This window comes from Thalassobacillus pellis, assembly GCF_016908295.1.
Taxonomy (GTDB): domain Bacteria; phylum Bacillota; class Bacilli; order Bacillales; family Halobacillaceae; genus Thalassobacillus; species Thalassobacillus pellis.
In genome coordinates this window covers 186,953-201,553 of record NZ_JAFBDO010000005.1, presented here as the reverse complement: position 1 = coordinate 201,553, position 14,601 = coordinate 186,953, and the positions used below count along the sequence as shown (strand labels likewise).

18 protein-coding genes are annotated in these 14,601 nt (G+C 42.4%); 6 read left to right on the top strand and 12 right to left on the bottom strand.

Features of this window, described 5'->3' with window-relative positions; genetic code table 11:
* Positions 1-276 precede the first annotated feature (276 nt).
* Positions 277-879: a hypothetical protein gene (locus tag JOC33_RS15980; RefSeq protein ID WP_205093541.1), complete on the top strand. Its 603-nt coding sequence runs from the start codon at positions 277-279 to the stop codon at positions 877-879.
* 101 nt (positions 880-980) lie between these two features.
* On the opposite strand, the gene JOC33_RS15975 is transcribed toward JOC33_RS15980, so the two are convergent.
* From JOC33_RS15975 to JOC33_RS15945, 7 genes are all read right to left on the bottom strand, one after another.
* Complete coding sequence (locus JOC33_RS15975; protein WP_205093540.1) at positions 981-1,139, bottom strand: hypothetical protein; 159 nt, start codon at positions 1,137-1,139, stop codon at positions 981-983.
* A gap of 15 nt (positions 1,140-1,154) precedes the next feature.
* Positions 1,155-1,796: a Type 1 glutamine amidotransferase-like domain-containing protein gene (locus JOC33_RS15970; RefSeq protein WP_205093539.1), complete on the bottom strand. Its 642-nt coding sequence runs from the start codon at positions 1,794-1,796 to the stop codon at positions 1,155-1,157.
* Between the two features lie 68 nt (positions 1,797-1,864).
* Positions 1,865-2,128, bottom strand: coding sequence for an iron-sulfur cluster assembly accessory protein (locus JOC33_RS15965; RefSeq protein ID WP_205093538.1), 264 nt, complete (start codon positions 2,126-2,128; stop codon positions 1,865-1,867).
* Positions 2,129-2,164: 36 nt separating this feature from the next.
* On the bottom strand, positions 2,165-2,653 hold the full coding sequence (locus tag JOC33_RS15960; RefSeq protein WP_205093537.1) for a lactoylglutathione lyase family protein: 489 nt from the start codon (positions 2,651-2,653) through the stop codon (positions 2,165-2,167).
* Positions 2,654-2,720: 67 nt separating this feature from the next.
* The gene (locus tag JOC33_RS15955; RefSeq protein ID WP_205093536.1) at positions 2,721-2,894 is read right to left on the bottom strand and encodes a hypothetical protein; all 174 of its coding nucleotides are present in this window, start codon (positions 2,892-2,894) and stop codon (positions 2,721-2,723) included.
* Between the two features lie 182 nt (positions 2,895-3,076).
* Positions 3,077-3,496: an organic hydroperoxide resistance protein gene (locus JOC33_RS15950; RefSeq protein WP_205093535.1), complete on the bottom strand. Its 420-nt coding sequence runs from the start codon at positions 3,494-3,496 to the stop codon at positions 3,077-3,079.
* A 70-nt stretch (positions 3,497-3,566) separates the two neighbouring features.
* On the bottom strand, positions 3,567-3,839 hold the full coding sequence (locus JOC33_RS15945) for a YkvA family protein (protein ID WP_239534248.1): 273 nt from the start codon (positions 3,837-3,839) through the stop codon (positions 3,567-3,569).
* A gap of 167 nt (positions 3,840-4,006) precedes the next feature.
* Here JOC33_RS15945 and JOC33_RS15940 point away from each other — a divergent pair, with 167 nt between their 5' ends.
* The gene (locus JOC33_RS15940) at positions 4,007-4,558 is read left to right on the top strand and encodes an NADPH-dependent FMN reductase (protein WP_205093534.1); all 552 of its coding nucleotides are present in this window, start codon (positions 4,007-4,009) and stop codon (positions 4,556-4,558) included.
* Between the two features lie 49 nt (positions 4,559-4,607).
* Here the strand turns inward: JOC33_RS15940 and JOC33_RS20600 are convergent, their stop codons facing one another.
* The 3 genes from JOC33_RS20600 to cudC form a co-directional block, all read right to left on the bottom strand.
* Positions 4,608-5,225, bottom strand: coding sequence for a lytic transglycosylase domain-containing protein (locus tag JOC33_RS20600; RefSeq protein ID WP_205093533.1), 618 nt, complete (start codon positions 5,223-5,225; stop codon positions 4,608-4,610).
* 188 nt (positions 5,226-5,413) lie between these two features.
* The gene (locus JOC33_RS15930; RefSeq protein WP_205093532.1) at positions 5,414-7,060 is read right to left on the bottom strand and encodes a high affinity choline transporter 1; all 1,647 of its coding nucleotides are present in this window, start codon (positions 7,058-7,060) and stop codon (positions 5,414-5,416) included.
* Between the two features lie 94 nt (positions 7,061-7,154).
* Positions 7,155-7,709, bottom strand: a complete 555-nt coding sequence (gene cudC, locus JOC33_RS15925) for a choline uptake/conversion transcriptional regulator CudC (RefSeq protein WP_205093531.1) — start codon at positions 7,707-7,709, stop codon at positions 7,155-7,157.
* Positions 7,710-7,981: 272 nt separating this feature from the next.
* Here cudC and betB point away from each other — a divergent pair, with 272 nt between their 5' ends.
* From betB to JOC33_RS15910, 3 genes are all read left to right on the top strand, one after another.
* Complete coding sequence (betB, locus tag JOC33_RS15920; RefSeq protein WP_205093613.1) at positions 7,982-9,439, top strand: betaine-aldehyde dehydrogenase; 1,458 nt, start codon at positions 7,982-7,984, stop codon at positions 9,437-9,439.
* A 64-nt stretch (positions 9,440-9,503) separates the two neighbouring features.
* A complete protein-coding gene (locus tag JOC33_RS15915; protein ID WP_205093530.1) occupies positions 9,504-10,712 on the top strand; it encodes an iron-containing alcohol dehydrogenase in 1,209 nt (402 codons plus the stop codon).
* A 148-nt stretch (positions 10,713-10,860) separates the two neighbouring features.
* Positions 10,861-11,406 carry a DUF2179 domain-containing protein gene (locus tag JOC33_RS15910; protein ID WP_205093529.1) on the top strand — a complete coding sequence of 182 codons (546 nt, stop codon included), beginning with the start codon at positions 10,861-10,863 and terminating at the stop codon, positions 11,404-11,406.
* Between the two features lie 205 nt (positions 11,407-11,611).
* On the opposite strand, the gene JOC33_RS15905 is transcribed toward JOC33_RS15910, so the two are convergent.
* Both JOC33_RS15905 and JOC33_RS15900 read right to left on the bottom strand, forming a co-directional pair.
* The gene (locus JOC33_RS15905) at positions 11,612-12,052 is read right to left on the bottom strand and encodes a YueI family protein (RefSeq protein WP_205093528.1); all 441 of its coding nucleotides are present in this window, start codon (positions 12,050-12,052) and stop codon (positions 11,612-11,614) included.
* Positions 12,053-12,129: 77 nt separating this feature from the next.
* Complete coding sequence (locus JOC33_RS15900; protein ID WP_205093612.1) at positions 12,130-13,014, bottom strand: diacylglycerol/lipid kinase family protein; 885 nt, start codon at positions 13,012-13,014, stop codon at positions 12,130-12,132.
* Between the two features lie 300 nt (positions 13,015-13,314).
* Between JOC33_RS15900 and JOC33_RS15895 the strand changes: the two genes are divergently transcribed.
* The gene (locus tag JOC33_RS15895) at positions 13,315-14,526 is read left to right on the top strand and encodes an NAD(P)/FAD-dependent oxidoreductase (RefSeq protein ID WP_205093527.1); all 1,212 of its coding nucleotides are present in this window, start codon (positions 13,315-13,317) and stop codon (positions 14,524-14,526) included.
* The last annotated feature ends 75 nt before the right edge of the window (positions 14,527-14,601 follow it).

Sequence of the window (14,601 nt, the reverse complement as noted above, 5' to 3'; positions counted from 1 at the left end):
ACCGTCTTATCGGAGACGGTTTTTCTCTGAACATTTTGAAGCTAATGATGGAATGGAAATATATTGGCATAACTCTGTAAATGGAATTATCTCCTTTTTTCTTCGATACCATACTTTTCTAGTAATCTTCCATAAATAAATACCTGTTTAGAAATTTTTCCCAACCTCGTCCCAGAAAGAGCCATTTTACACCAAAAACAGCCTCCTTGTTTCCCAATAATATTGTCAGAATTTTATGATATATTTATAGTATACCAAGCAAAGGGAGGTCTTGATATGACAATGAAATCATTTCTCGTTGTTGTCGCTTTAGGTACAGGCCTGATTTTTGGTGATGCTGTTAACAGTGCAGATCAGTCGGTTGCAGACTCCCCTGACCATGTCCAAGCGTCCAGCCAGTCTCCCGCCAACTCTTTGGAACTCGAGGGCGCAATGCCTGTCGATGACTCACCAGATAATACAGAGAAATCAAACAGCCAAGAATTGACATATACCAGCTCCTCTGATACCAAAGAAATAAATACACCTTCCTCTTCCTTGCAAGTATCCCCCACTTCCCCGTACTACCAATCAATCAACCCTTCTTTTATTAATCCTGGCAGCCTTGTAGCAGATCCCATTACCCTACTATATGACAAAGCATTGACACAGCTTTTCAAGGAAGGGCAGCTGAACCCAGTTACAGTCGTGTTGTTTATCTTAATCGGGTATATCATCAAAAATAATCGTAGTCAGGAACTAAATACTCAAACCCAGCAGACTCAAGAGACAGCCACTTCCCTGAAAACATACCTTTACCACATCATTTGGATCAGTACCTTGATCTGCTTATTACTTACACTTTATTTAGCTAAACAAATTCTGACATTGTTCCTTTAATCTTTACAACAGAGGGGCTATCTGATGTATACAATACAAGGGCTGACCGAAAGTCTAGACAGACTTATCAGGTCAGCCCCTTTTTTGTTTTACTGAATTCATTAAGGCATAGGTGGACGTTGTTGATTTCGATCCTTTTCCATTTCACGCTCAGCCGCTGCTGCCGAGTCCATTCGCTTCCTTTTGGCGCGGACAAGGTAGCTCATGCTTACCACTAATAGAATCAACACAACAGCAATAACAATGACACTCTCTGTCATAACGGGTTTCCTCCTCTAAAATTCGATGAGATTGCCGTAGAATTCAAATCGGTCCCCCATAATAACCATTCCACTCCCGTCTGGACATGCAATAACAGGGGAAGAAGTTAGTTTTTTTAATTCCTCGACAGCACAAAGCTGATTCTTCGACCCTTCCCAATGGGGATAGAAATGAAAATCAGCCAGCCCGATCCCGCCATATTCACTTTTTTCCATGCTTGATTCAGGTAAATATTTTGCATCAACGAATTCTGCAGCCAGGATATCAGCTGTCATGATCATTCCGCCTGCACTTAGACCGATGAGCACCCCTCCATCCTCGGCATATTTTTTCAGCCATTCGATCATGCCATTTGATTTTAGTACAGTTAAAAAATGGAATGTATTTCCGCCTGATAGAAAGATTGCCTTACAATTATATAAATTCCCCAATACAAAAGGGTCAAACGCTTTATCAACATCACAATATACATAGCCTGCTGCACCAAGCCTGTCAAATTGTTGTTTGATCGGGTAAAAATACCTGCGTTCTTCATCAGTCCGGGAAGGTATGTAACCAATCAATGGCTTATCCTTCCCAATCAACCCCCTAATTCGCTCCTCCAATGCATTAGAAAGAGGTGTTTTCCAATCACTTATAAATACTGCAACTGACAAAAGAGTCTCCCCCTTACGAAAGAAAGCTGGACTGCGATTATACGCAATCCAGCTTTCTAGTCTTTCGGTTATTTCCAGCTGAATTCTGGGCCATCTGGTGACGGCTGTCCATCTAAGGTAAGGTTTTCCGTCAGATGGATAATACGCTGATCGATAGCGACTGGAATCTCGTTGATATTCGTTAATTCATCATCTGCCTCCGGATCAGCAAATGTTACCCCAAGCTGGGGTTCACCTTGTTCGTAACCTGCAAAATATACCCTTATACAGCTGCCTTTTTGTTCGTGTAGGATATCATCCAAAAGATCCCTTGCCCTATCTGTAATATTCATTACCGCCACCTCTTTATTTTCATCATAGCATAAGATTCATGGTGTATCGGAATAAGTCATCTCATAGCTATGGCTGTATATTTCAACTAAATTTCCAAATGGGTCTTCACAATAGACCATCCTATACGGTTTCTCATCTGGGTAGTAATATCTGACTGGCATTTTCTGTTTTCCGCCGTAGTCTACAATTTTTCCAAGCAAGCCTTCCAAATCAGGGTCCTGTACACAATAATGGAAGATACCTGTTTTCTGATAAGTGAAGTCATTTCCGCTCCCTTCATTTTCAGGAAACTGGAATAATTCAATACCTACCTTGTCAGCTGTCGATAAATGGGCAATCCACAATTTCTCCCAGCCCTTGCCGAATACATCTTTGCACATAACGCCTACAGGACTTTCATCCTCTATAATTTCCGTCGGCTCCATTACCGTATACCATCCCATGACTTCTGTATAAAATTTGTATGCTTTCTCTATATCTGGGACAGTCAACCCAATATGGGAAAATGAGCGTGGATAAGTCATCAAATACCTCCTTTTACTGAAAAAGCCCTTATAATTAAAGGAACTGTTAAAAACTTTTCGTTGATTCTCACGGCAGGAGATGCTCGCTGAACAGAATATGCTCGCCCAGCGGTGGAATATGCTCGTCCTTTGCCAAAATACGTTCGCCCAGAATGAAAATATGCTCGCCCGCTTCCAAAATACGCTCGCTCAGCGTGAAAATATGCTCTCTAGATCGTTTACCGGCTGATGCTTGCCGCAAGCACAGCCTTACAGGAAAGCAGAGAGTTTTATTTACCGCCGCCCATCTTATAAAAATAGGACAAAGACAAAACGGTCTGTATGGATATCAAACTCCATAGAGACCGTTTTTTAAATGGTGCCTTTTCTAAAAATTCAGTTTTCAATGGCCTCTTACTAGCAGCTCACGTTTTTTAATGTTATTTATACTGCTTTGGGCTTCAATTCAACTTCAATATTGCCTCGTGTCGCTTTTGAATATGGGCAAACTTTGTGCGCTTCCTGTGCCAGCTCTTCCGCTTCTTCTTGGGAAACACCATTAATTTCTACATGCAGGACTACACCAATTTTAAAACCATTATCTTCTGGGTCCTTTAAAAGACTGACATCTGCAGTCAACGTGGAGTCAATATCCTTTTTCTTTTTATCTGCCACAAGATTCAATGCTCCGTCATAGCATGTGGCATAGGCAGCTGCAAATAGTTGTTCGGGATTGGTGCCAGTTTCACTCTTATCTTCCCCAGGCATGACGACATTAAAGTCAATAAGGCCGTCTTCAGATTTTACATGACCGTCACGTCCGCCCTTGGCTGTTGCTGTGGTAGTAAATATTACGTCACTCATCCTATCACTCCTTGCATAATTTTCCTTTCACTACACCATGTACCCTGTTTAACAAGCCATTTAAACCTTCCTATAGCCCATGCTTTTCCCTAAGGGTCTGTGGTGCCATTTTAACAATCTGCTGAAAAACAAGGGTGAAAATGGTGACGTCATCAACGATTCCCAGCACTGTCAAAAAGTCCGGAATCAAATCAAATGGAATTAACAAATAGGCTAAAACAAAACTCACCGATATGACTTTTTTCAATCGGCTGATTTCGTTTGAAAGGAAAAAATCCTTCAGGAAAGGGAGCGATCTTTTTAGGTTAAATAGGAATTTCACGCGTTTCCATATTCTGATCAATGCAGTCAGCTCCTTGTCATTCTTTTTTCTTGAATTGTTTTTCTAATGGTTGGTCCTCATGTATTCGAATGACGATAATTGCGAATTTCCCGGCTTTCGTTTAACATTATCAATGGATTATGCAAAAAAATCAAAGCTTTTCAGTTTGCGTAAAGGAGATGTAAGAGATGAAAGTAGCATTAATCAACGGCACTATTGTCGGTGACAAAACAAAGACACTTCTGGAAGCAACAGAGAAATATATAAATGACATTTCGGACAAATATGAAACAAACATCATCAACCTTTCTGATTATGAAATGCAATTCATCGATGGTCGTCCGAACGATCAATACAATGAAGACATGCAGAAACTGATCAGCCACGTCGAGGAAGCAGATGCATACATCATTGCAACGCCGATTTTCCAGGGTTCGATCCCTGGTACTTTGAAGAACCTTTTCGATGGACTTTCTCCATTAGCCATGCGATATAAACCAGTTTCCATCGTGGCAAATGGAGGCACCCTGCAGCATCATCTGGTTATCGAGAACCAGCTCAAGCCGATATTGAATTATTTCCGCTGCCTTGTAACTCCGAATTACGTTTATACGCACACTAGCCATTTCTCCACACAAGGTGAACTGATTGATGAGGATGTCATCAATCGATTGAAAGAACTGTCCAGTGTTTTTGTGAAATATATAGAAATGAGTAAACAGTTGGACTCCGACAAATAAAAAGAAGAAGGCTGGCTTATGTAGAAATCGCGTTCGCCAGCCTTCTTCTTTATATATGAGCCATCACTTTTCTAACATAGTTTTGTGTTTCATCAAACGGCGGGATTCCCCCGTATTTATCCACGTTCCCTGGGCCAGCATTGTAAGCTGCCAGGGCTAATTCAGTATTTCCACTATAACGATCAAGCATTTGCTTTAAGTATTTTGTGCCGCCCATGATATTTTGAGCGGGATCAAATGCATTTTCCACTCCAAGCCATCTGGCTGTGCCAGGCATTAACTGCATCAATCCCTGGGCGCCTGCATGGCTTTCTGCCAGTGGGTTGAAATTTGATTCATTTTTTATGACAGAACGGATCAGATTTTGTGCGACACCATACTTTTCTCCAGCTGTTTCAATAAGCTTGTCAATGCCAGAACTGCTTTCTGCTTTTGGTATACTGTTATCCGGTGCATAAGTCACCTGGACCGGCTTAGGCTGAAAAGCATTCAAGCTGGTCAATTGCCGAGATGGCCTCGCCTCTGCAGTAACATTAGACATGGCCGCTTCCAAAACACTTTGAAAAGCCAAGTTCATTACACTATCTGTCATAGTTGAGGTACTTTGCCCCCTGATCGCTGACATTGTCTGTAACTGAATTAGATATTGCATTTTTCTGATGTCCATCCATCCACCCACTTTTAACATTGTGCTTTTATTTTACAATTCTTTTCATCTCTCTACAATATTCCCCAGGAAATAATCCTCTCTAATGTTTAAATTATTTCCCTATTAAACGTGGAAAAGACTGCCTGCTCAATCTTTGACCTTATTGTAAAAGTCAGGACAAAGCACAGGCAGCCATATTGGAGCTGTCAGCTGGCCTTGGCAGTCTCTTCTTTTTCACTAGGAAGCTTTAAGGGCCTAGGTTTGCACTTTTTCTTCGTAAGTTCAGATACAGCAAAAATAAATATAAAAGCTGAAATACAAGCAAGAGTACGGAAAGGGAATAATACAATTCCCTCATCAGTCATCATGGGATAAGGAAGGAATGGCGATAGTCCAAGTGACGGCTCGCCGCCTCCCAACCGCAGGAAGACAGCTACTGCAAACCCCGCAATGGACCCGTACAGATTCGCATTCTTATAAAAAAGCGCCATAGTCAATTGTGGAAACAACACAGTATAGACAAGATCTGACGCCAAATACCAGAGCGTGTAGACACTTTTAACATTAAGGGCAATGATCATAGCCCCTACCCCAATGAAAATGATTGTCCTTTTGATTACTTTTTTCAGTTTATCATCACTGGCCTTCGGGTTGATAAGTGGGCGGTAAATATTCCAGGAAGCCATGGAAGATGCAGATAAAATAGAAGAATCCATGGATGACATCACTGCTGCAGCAAGTCCACCCAACCCTATGGCAGCAACAATTTCCGGGGTCAAGTAACGGAGTACGTGCGGCAAAATGACGGCAGCATTCTCTGGAGCCGGCAATCCCATGCCTGCCCAGTCGACATTAAATCCAATAACTCCAATTATTACAGCAGGGACTGCAGCAATTAGGCAGATGATTCCCGCAAAAATAGACAGCCACATAGCAGTTTTTTCATTCTTTGCTGAAAGCACACGCTGGAAATAAACCTGCCAGGCAATTCCACCGAAAATCAGCAGTAAAGCATAGTCAATCCAATTCCAATACCAGTTGCCCCAGGCTGGATCCTGCCAGCCATTGATTGGCGGAAACAATTGGGCATAAGAGCCCAGCTCAGCAGAATAGTTGCTCCATGCTGACTCAAGACCGCCAGCCTGCCCCAGTGCGAATGGTACAATCAGGAACAAGCCGAGCAAGAGTACAGCCATCTGGAATAAGTCTGTATAAGCAACAGCCCACATTCCTCCTAGAACCGTATACGCGACAGCAATTATCCCGGATAGTATGATAGAGGTCGTAAAATCGATATTAAGAATTGTTCCAAAGGTAGTTCCAAGTGCAGTAAGTATCGCTGCACTCCAGAATAATTCTCCTAATAAAGCAGGGATATACAGAACACCTGCCATCTTCTTGCCAAACCTTTGCTCCAATGGGTCGATGATTGTCATAAATTCGTAGCGGCGCATTTTTCTTGCATAGAAAATACCGCCTATAATAAGACTCAGGGCATATCCCCAAGGAGCCTGTGCCCAAACAAGGCCATCACTATAGGTGAATTCAGCCGTTCCATTGATGTATCCTCCTCCTACCCATGTCGCTGCCATCGTGAACATAGCGACACCTAACGGGAGACTACGCTTTGCAACCATCATATCTCCAAGTGTATTGGATTTTTTACCGGCATAAAAAGCACCAATATAGTAGACAAGGGCATAGAAGGCAATCATTCCAATGAAACCGCCCCAATGGATGTCTTTGTTGGTTGCAGCAATATAAATAAGAATAATGGCAAATAACGCTACAAGAAATAATACGGGTGCATTCTTTTTCCAAAAGCTCTCTTTATTACTCTCTAACACTAGCATCACCTCTGAAGTTTGAATATTATGAATTTTCCGTAAATTATAACGGACGTGCGTATTCCCTCAGCATAAACTCGTTATGCCAGGGTCTACGCAGCTATTCTTCCTGATCAACAGGTAAATAATCGAATAAGTCACCATTTTCAATAGCAGCAACTAATTTTTGCAGCCAATGATAATAAGGCTTGGAAGCTTCCATCTGCTGAAAGTATTCTTCGGCTTCCTGCTTTAAGTCATCTTCAACATTCTCAGACTCTATAACCCTGATTAATTCTTTCTGGGACTGTTCAATCGCTTCAAGATTAATTTTTGCTTCTCGAATCCATTTTTTCGTGAAGTAATTTTCAAAGAAACGGAAGAAATCTTTTTCAGCTACAAACGTATGCTTCCTTGTCCCTTTTCTAAAAGTTTTCTTCACAATATTATAGTCCTCGAGTTTCTTAACCCCCGTACTCATACTCGGTTTGCTCATGCCCAGTTTTTCCCGCATTTCATCTAGGGTCATATCTTTCTCAAAATACATGGTTCCATAAAGTGTCCCTGCGCTGCGTGTCACTCCATACAGATCCATGGTTTCAGCAATCGAATCAATTACGCGTGCTTTTGCATCTTCTATCGATGCTTTAGCTTCCTCGTTCTTTTTGTCTGTCATTACTACCCCCCTATTTCCAAGGTTCAGTTTGTTAAGTTTTTTCTTTACAAACTTTATCTTAACGAATATTTAGCTTATGTCAAAACACAAAAAAAATAAAATTTTCTTCCCCCCCCTGTTGCATCAGTGAATATAAGAATTTTAATCTTTTTTTCATTTTGACAAAGTTTTTTTTTCGTGTTAGCTTAAAGATCGTTAAAAACATTAAGTTTTTTCTTAACAAATTTAACAAATAAGAAAGCAAAGGAGTGAAGCGTGTGGAACAACAAAAAATGTATATCAATGGTGAATGGGTTGAAGCTGTATCTAAAAACACGCGTGACATCATTAGTCCTTTCGATCAAGAAATTGTAGCGATTACTGCCGAAGGGGATGAACGTGATTCCAAACAGGCAATCGAGGCAGCCAGAAAAGCGTTCGATCAGGGAGAATGGCCCGTTACTCCCGCTAATGAACGGGGAGAGGTCGTCTATCGAATCGCTCACCTGATTAGAAAATATAAAGAAGAATTAGCAAAGCTGGAAACACTCGATACCGGTAAAACATTAGAGGAAAGCCGTGCCGATATGAACGATATCGCCAATGTCTTCCTGTATTTTGCCGGAATCGCCGATAAAGATGGTGGAAGTATCATTTCTTCCCCGCTTCCTGATTCTGAAAGTAAGGTAGTAAAAGAGCCAGTTGGGGTCTGCGGTCAGATCTCTCCATGGAACTACCCGCTCCTGCAAGCGTCCTGGAAAATCGCCCCTGCTCTTGCTGCAGGTAATACCATTGTGGTCAAGCCAAGTGAAATCACACCACTGACAACCGTGAAAATCTTTGAGTTAATGGAACAGGCAGGAGTACCAAAAGGAGTTGTAAACCTGGTGCTTGGACCTGGCTACAATGTAGGAAGTGAATTATCTAAAAATACCGATGTCGACTTGATCTCTTTTACCGGGGGCATAAAAACAGGCAAAAAGATTATGCAGGCAGCAAGCACCAATGTGAAGAAAATCGCACTCGAATTAGGCGGCAAAAACCCGAACATCGTTTTTGCTGATGCTGATTTCGAAACAGCAGTAGATCAGGCAATGAACGCAGTCTTCTTCCATGCCGGTCAGGTATGTTCAGCTGGAGCAAGACTGCTTGTAGAGGAAAGCATCCACGATTCCTTTGTCGATGAACTTGTGAAGCGGGCCAAAAATATCAAGCTTGGTAACGGGTTCGATGAAGATACCCAAAGTGGTCCGCTGATTTCAGCAGAACACCGCGCCAAAGTGGAAGAATATGTAGAAACCGGCAAACAAGAAGGTGCAGAACTTATCCTAGGTGGAAAACGTCCGGACCAGGAAGAACTTCAGAACGGTTTCTTTTACCTGCCAACCATTTTCACTCATTGCCGTTCTGATATGAAAATCGTTCAGGAAGAGGTCTTTGGTCCTGTCCTGACTATTGAAAAATTCTCAACTAAAGAGGAAGCAGTAGAGCGAGCAAACAGTACTATTTACGGACTAGCAGGAGCAGTATGGTCTACAGATATTGGTAAGGCTGAATGGGCAGCATCTAAACTGCGAATGGGTACTGTGTGGATCAATGATTTCCACCCTTACTTTGCACAAGCACCATGGGGGGGCTACAAACAATCCGGGCTAGGCCGAGAACTTGGTCATGCCGGACTGGAAGAATACCAGGAAACGAAGCATATTTTCAGAAACCGTAACCCCGAACCGATCCATTGGTTCGAATAACTTTTTATTTTTATTTTCTCACACACAAAATCGGATAATTTTTTCTACTACAGGAGGTTTGAACATGAGTTTAAACATGAAAGTCGAACAAATGATGAATTTCCACCAGTTTGAAATCCCAACTGCCATCAAACATGGGATTGGGGCAATCAATTACGTCGGTGAAGAAGTGAAAAGTCTTGGCGTAACAAAAGCGTTGCTTGTCACTGACCCTGGCATTTACGAAGCAGGCGTTACTGACCCGGTTGTCAGCAGCCTAAAAGAATCCGGTATTGATGTAGTCGTATTTAATAAGGTCGAGCCTAACCCACCGGTTCGTCTCGTAAATGAAGGTTCCAAAAAGTTTAAAGAAGAAGGCTGTGACGGGCTTGTAGCTGTCGGGGGAGGAAGCTCTATGGACACGGCAAAAGGAATTGGTGTAGAAGCTTCCCACGAAGGATCTGTCCTTGATTATGAAGCAGCAGAAGGCAAAAAGCCTTTAGAAAACCGGATTCCTCCGCTTACCACCATACCGACTACAGCGGGTACCGGTTCAGAAGTAACCCAATGGGCAGTCATCACAGATGAAGACCGTGAATTTAAATTTAACACAGGCGGGCCTTTGATTGCCGCCCACTTGACTATCATCGATCCGAAGCTGCATGTGTCTATGCCTCCTCATGTAACGGCGATGACGGGGATTGATGCATTAGCACATGCAATCGAGTGCTATACGATGAAATTCGCCCAGCCAATTACTGACGCTGTAGCATTGATGGCCATGGAATATGGCGCCAAATATATCAGACGTGCCTATGCTGACGGGGAAGACTTGGAGGCACGTTATGGTATGGCACAGGCTGCAATGCTTGCCGGCCTTTCCTATGGCAGTGAATCAGCAGGGGCTGCACATGCGATGAGCCAGACACTCGGCGGAATCATACCGGTTGCCCACGGACAATGTGTAGCGGCAATGATGGGACCTGTAATGGAATTCAACTGGAAAGGCAACCCTGAAAAATTCGCACGCATGGCACAGGCATTCGGAATTAACACCAGCGATATGACTACGGAAAAAGCAGCCAAAGCAGCAGTCAACTGGATGTATGATCTGGTTGATGACCTTGATGTCCCCACACTTGAAGAACAAGGAGTACCGACTGACCAAAACACCCGTTTTGCTAAAGAAGCGATGAAAGATCCACAAACAGTTGGTAATCCACGGGACTTAAAAGAAAAAGATTACGTATGGATTTATGATCGCTGCTTTAACCAGAAAGCAAAAACCCTATAAGAAGAATGAATAGGAAACCTGAACAATGGGAAGTACCCGTTGTTCAGGTTTTTTGTCATAGACTATTTACATAAAAAATGTTTTTAACATCTTCTGCGAGGTAATTAGATATTATAGCTATTAAGTCATTACATAGGAGTGAGTATACTTGGATGCGTTAATCATTTTTGTCGCACAGCTGGTCCTCGTGCCAATCGTTACGATCCGGACCATTCTCGTCGTAAAAGGTATTCGTAATATTGCTGCTTTCATCGGCATTTTTGAGGGGTTCATATATGTAATCTCTTTAGGGCTTGTATTCAGTGATTTATCCAATATATGGAACATGGTCGCCTACGCTCTCGGTTTTGGTTGCGGTTTATTTTTAGGAAGTATTCTGGAAACAAAACTCCAAATTGGATATGTTACGTTTCAGGTGAACCTGATGACCCGGAATGAGGAACTGGTCAAGACGTTAAGGGCATCCGGTTTCGGAGTGACGACGTATATCGGTGAAGGCATTGAAGATCATCGTTACCGCCTCGATGTATTAGCAAAACGAAATCGGGAGCGTGAATTTATGGACATTATTGACAGAATGGATCCAAAAGCGTTCGTTGTTTCCTTTGAGCCACGCACATTCAAAGGCGGCTTTTTGACTAAACGAATGAAAAAGCGTGAACAGGCGAAAACAAAACCAGCAGAATCCCACTGATACGTGAAGGCTGTCCATTTAGGGGCAGCTTCATTCTTTCTAATTATTAAATTCTCGTGCCATTGGAAAAATTCGTATTCATTCCTTTGTGAATGTGCGAGTTTTCTTATACTAAGACTATAAAATTCTCACAACACCGTTGGGTCCCTTAGTAAAAAATGTATAAAAAAAGGCACTTCCATCTAATGGAAACACCTTGCAGCACTTACCTTATGGGGGTGAAAAGTGATTTCAAAAAACCTTTCAGCCCTTTCTTTTTTTCTTCTGTCTCCACTTCTTTTTCTTCCAGGTGGATCTTTTCCCTGTCTATGGCGTAATCCAGCGTTAGCACTGCTCCGATATCCGTTTTTGCTTGCTGATTGGAGATAGTCGTATGGGAAACACCATGCTTATTCGCTAAACTTCTGTACTCTCTTAAAAATCGATAGTTGACTTTACCATTCAGCAGTAATTTCGCATCTTTATGCTGTTTCATGGTATTTGCTAATTCCTCTATTCCCCGCCCTTGCATAACCTGCCCTTTCGTCAAAGCAAGCAAAATCCGCTCCCTTATCGTACCAAGATATTTCTTTCGCTCGGACGGCTTTGTTACTTTACTGCCATAAATACCATTTTTTAAGTAATCATCTACATCCGCTTTTTTCAACAGACAACCTCCTCTGTATCAGAGAATACGCTAACACTTCAGAAAAAGAGAAGCATCCTGAAAATGCTTCTCTTAGCTTACCCTTTATGCTCCTCAGGCACAATTACTTCGATATGACCGCTTTTCACCTCAAGTTCAACAGGGAGTTTTTCCCCTTGTTCCCCATCGACATTTGTTACCAATGATTCTGATGATGACACCCGAAGCTGCTTTGCTGTAAAATATTCTACTTTTTCTTCATCCTTCAGGTTTCCTCTAAGAATAGCGGTGACAATTGATGCCAGACGAATCATGTTGACATGCTTGATGACGTAGCAATGGAGGACACCATCATCCACTTCCGCTTCCGGTGCAAGGTTCTCGAAACCTCCGGTAGAACGTGTCAGTGCGGCTAAGAATAGAAAGGAATCACCTTCCCATCTTTTATCATCGTATTCGATTGTCAGCGGGTATGTGTTATTCGTCGTTAATTCTTTAATCCCTTCTAATACATAGGCAAGCGGGCCAAGCTTTGTTTTCTGTTCTGGTGTCACATCATAAGTCGCTTCTGCGATAGCACCGACGGCTACAATATTGACAAAGTAACGATCATTGAATTTCCCGATATCCACCTTCTTTGATTCATCCGAGCCGAGAAGTTCAATAGCTTTATCCGGATCAAGTGGAATATTCAAAGCCCTGGCAAAGTCATTGACTGTCCCTGTCGGTACGATTCCTAACTTCGGACGGTGGGTCTGGTCAACAAGCCCATTGATCGTTTCATTCAACGTACCATCACCGCCCAGGGAAACGACCAGTTCATATTCTTCCGCGCAAGCTCCTTGGCAAAATCTCGTCGCATCCAGTTCCTTTTCCGTTTGACTGACAGTTGATTCATAACCTTTTTCTCTTAGTACTGCTTCAATTTTCTCAATATATTCTAAACCATTTTCTTTTCCTGATGAAGGATTTGCAATGATCATTGCTTTCAATGACTCCCACTCTCCTGGTATTTAAAATTTATATTGTAACCCTATTTTTTTAGAAAGACTAACCTTCCTGTACCACAAACAAATGCACGTGAAACTTCATCAAGGCTTTATAAAGCTGACTTTTAACAGCAGACACACAGATACAGCCTATAGTTTAAAAGGGTAAATACGGGGGAATTTTACTATAGGAAAAATATTGGAAAAAGTTCTTCCAGCAAATATTAGTACAATAGGAAAGACTCTGCTATCATTGATAGTTGAGATGAATTCATAGTGGAAGGAGCATGCACAATGAACACGAACAAACCAAGAATTGTCGTCTTGGGTGCTGGCTATGCCGGTATGATGACGACTAAGCGTTTGACGCAAAAGCTCAACCCAGAAGAAGCAGAGATCGTACTTGTGAACAAACACAATTATCATTACCAGACAACATGGCTCCATGAAGTAGCTGCGGGCACTATCAATACCAATCAGGCCAGGGTGATGATCAGCGATGTTATCAACCCTGACAGGGTACGGCTGGTTTATGATTCCGTCGTAAAAGTTAAGAAAGATGAGAAGCGTGTAGAACTGGAAAACGGCGAGTTGGAATACGACTACCTTGTTGTAGCTCTAGGGTTTGAGACAAACACGTTCGGTATCAAAGGTATGAAAGAGAATGCATTCTTTATCCAGGATGTGGATTCCTGCCGTCATATCAACGAGCATATTGAATATCAATTTGCTAAATATAACAATGAAGAAAATGCGGAAGACCACAGTCTTAATATTCTGGTTGGAGGCGGCGGATTTACTGGCATTGAATTTGTCGGTGAGCTGGCAGAAAAAGTACCAAAGCTATGCAGGAAATACGACATCGACCCTGCTAAAGCCAGAATCATTAACGTTGAAGCAGCGCCGTCCATCATGCCGGGGTTTGACGAAGATCTCGTCGATTATGCTCGAAAGTCTCTTCAGGAACGAGGCGTCGAATTTCGTGAAGGTGCAAAAATTTCCGAATGTAAGGAAGATGCTTTCGTCATCAATGATGAGGAAGAAATCAAAGCAGGAACCATTGTTTGGACAGGCGGTGTCACTGGTAACTCTGTCCTTGGTGAATCCGGCTTTGAGCTGACGAAAGGTAAAGTGACTGTGGAGGATACACTGCAGGCACCTGGCAATGAGAATATCTTTGTATTAGGCGATTGTGCATGGGTTATGAATAAAGAAGACGGCAAGCCTTACCCGCCTAATGCACAAGGTGCTATCCAGCATGCAACAACTTGCGCCAACAACATCAAAGCATTGCTGCACGGAGAATCGCTTGAGCCATTCGTGTTCGATAACAAAGGGGTTGTTGCATCACTAGGCAAGTCAGATGCCATGGGTACAGTCTTCTCCGATAAGAAGCTATATGGCAAAACGGCGGCATCCATGAAGAAAGTCGTCGATAACCGTTATATCCTGATGCTTGGCGGCCCGAAATTGTTCCTTAAAAAAGGAAAAATCCGACCATTTTAATCTAAGTAAACAATCCTGCACGAGGAGGTAGCTTTTTATGAAAAAAGGGACACTTTATTTTTTTCTCACGGCAAT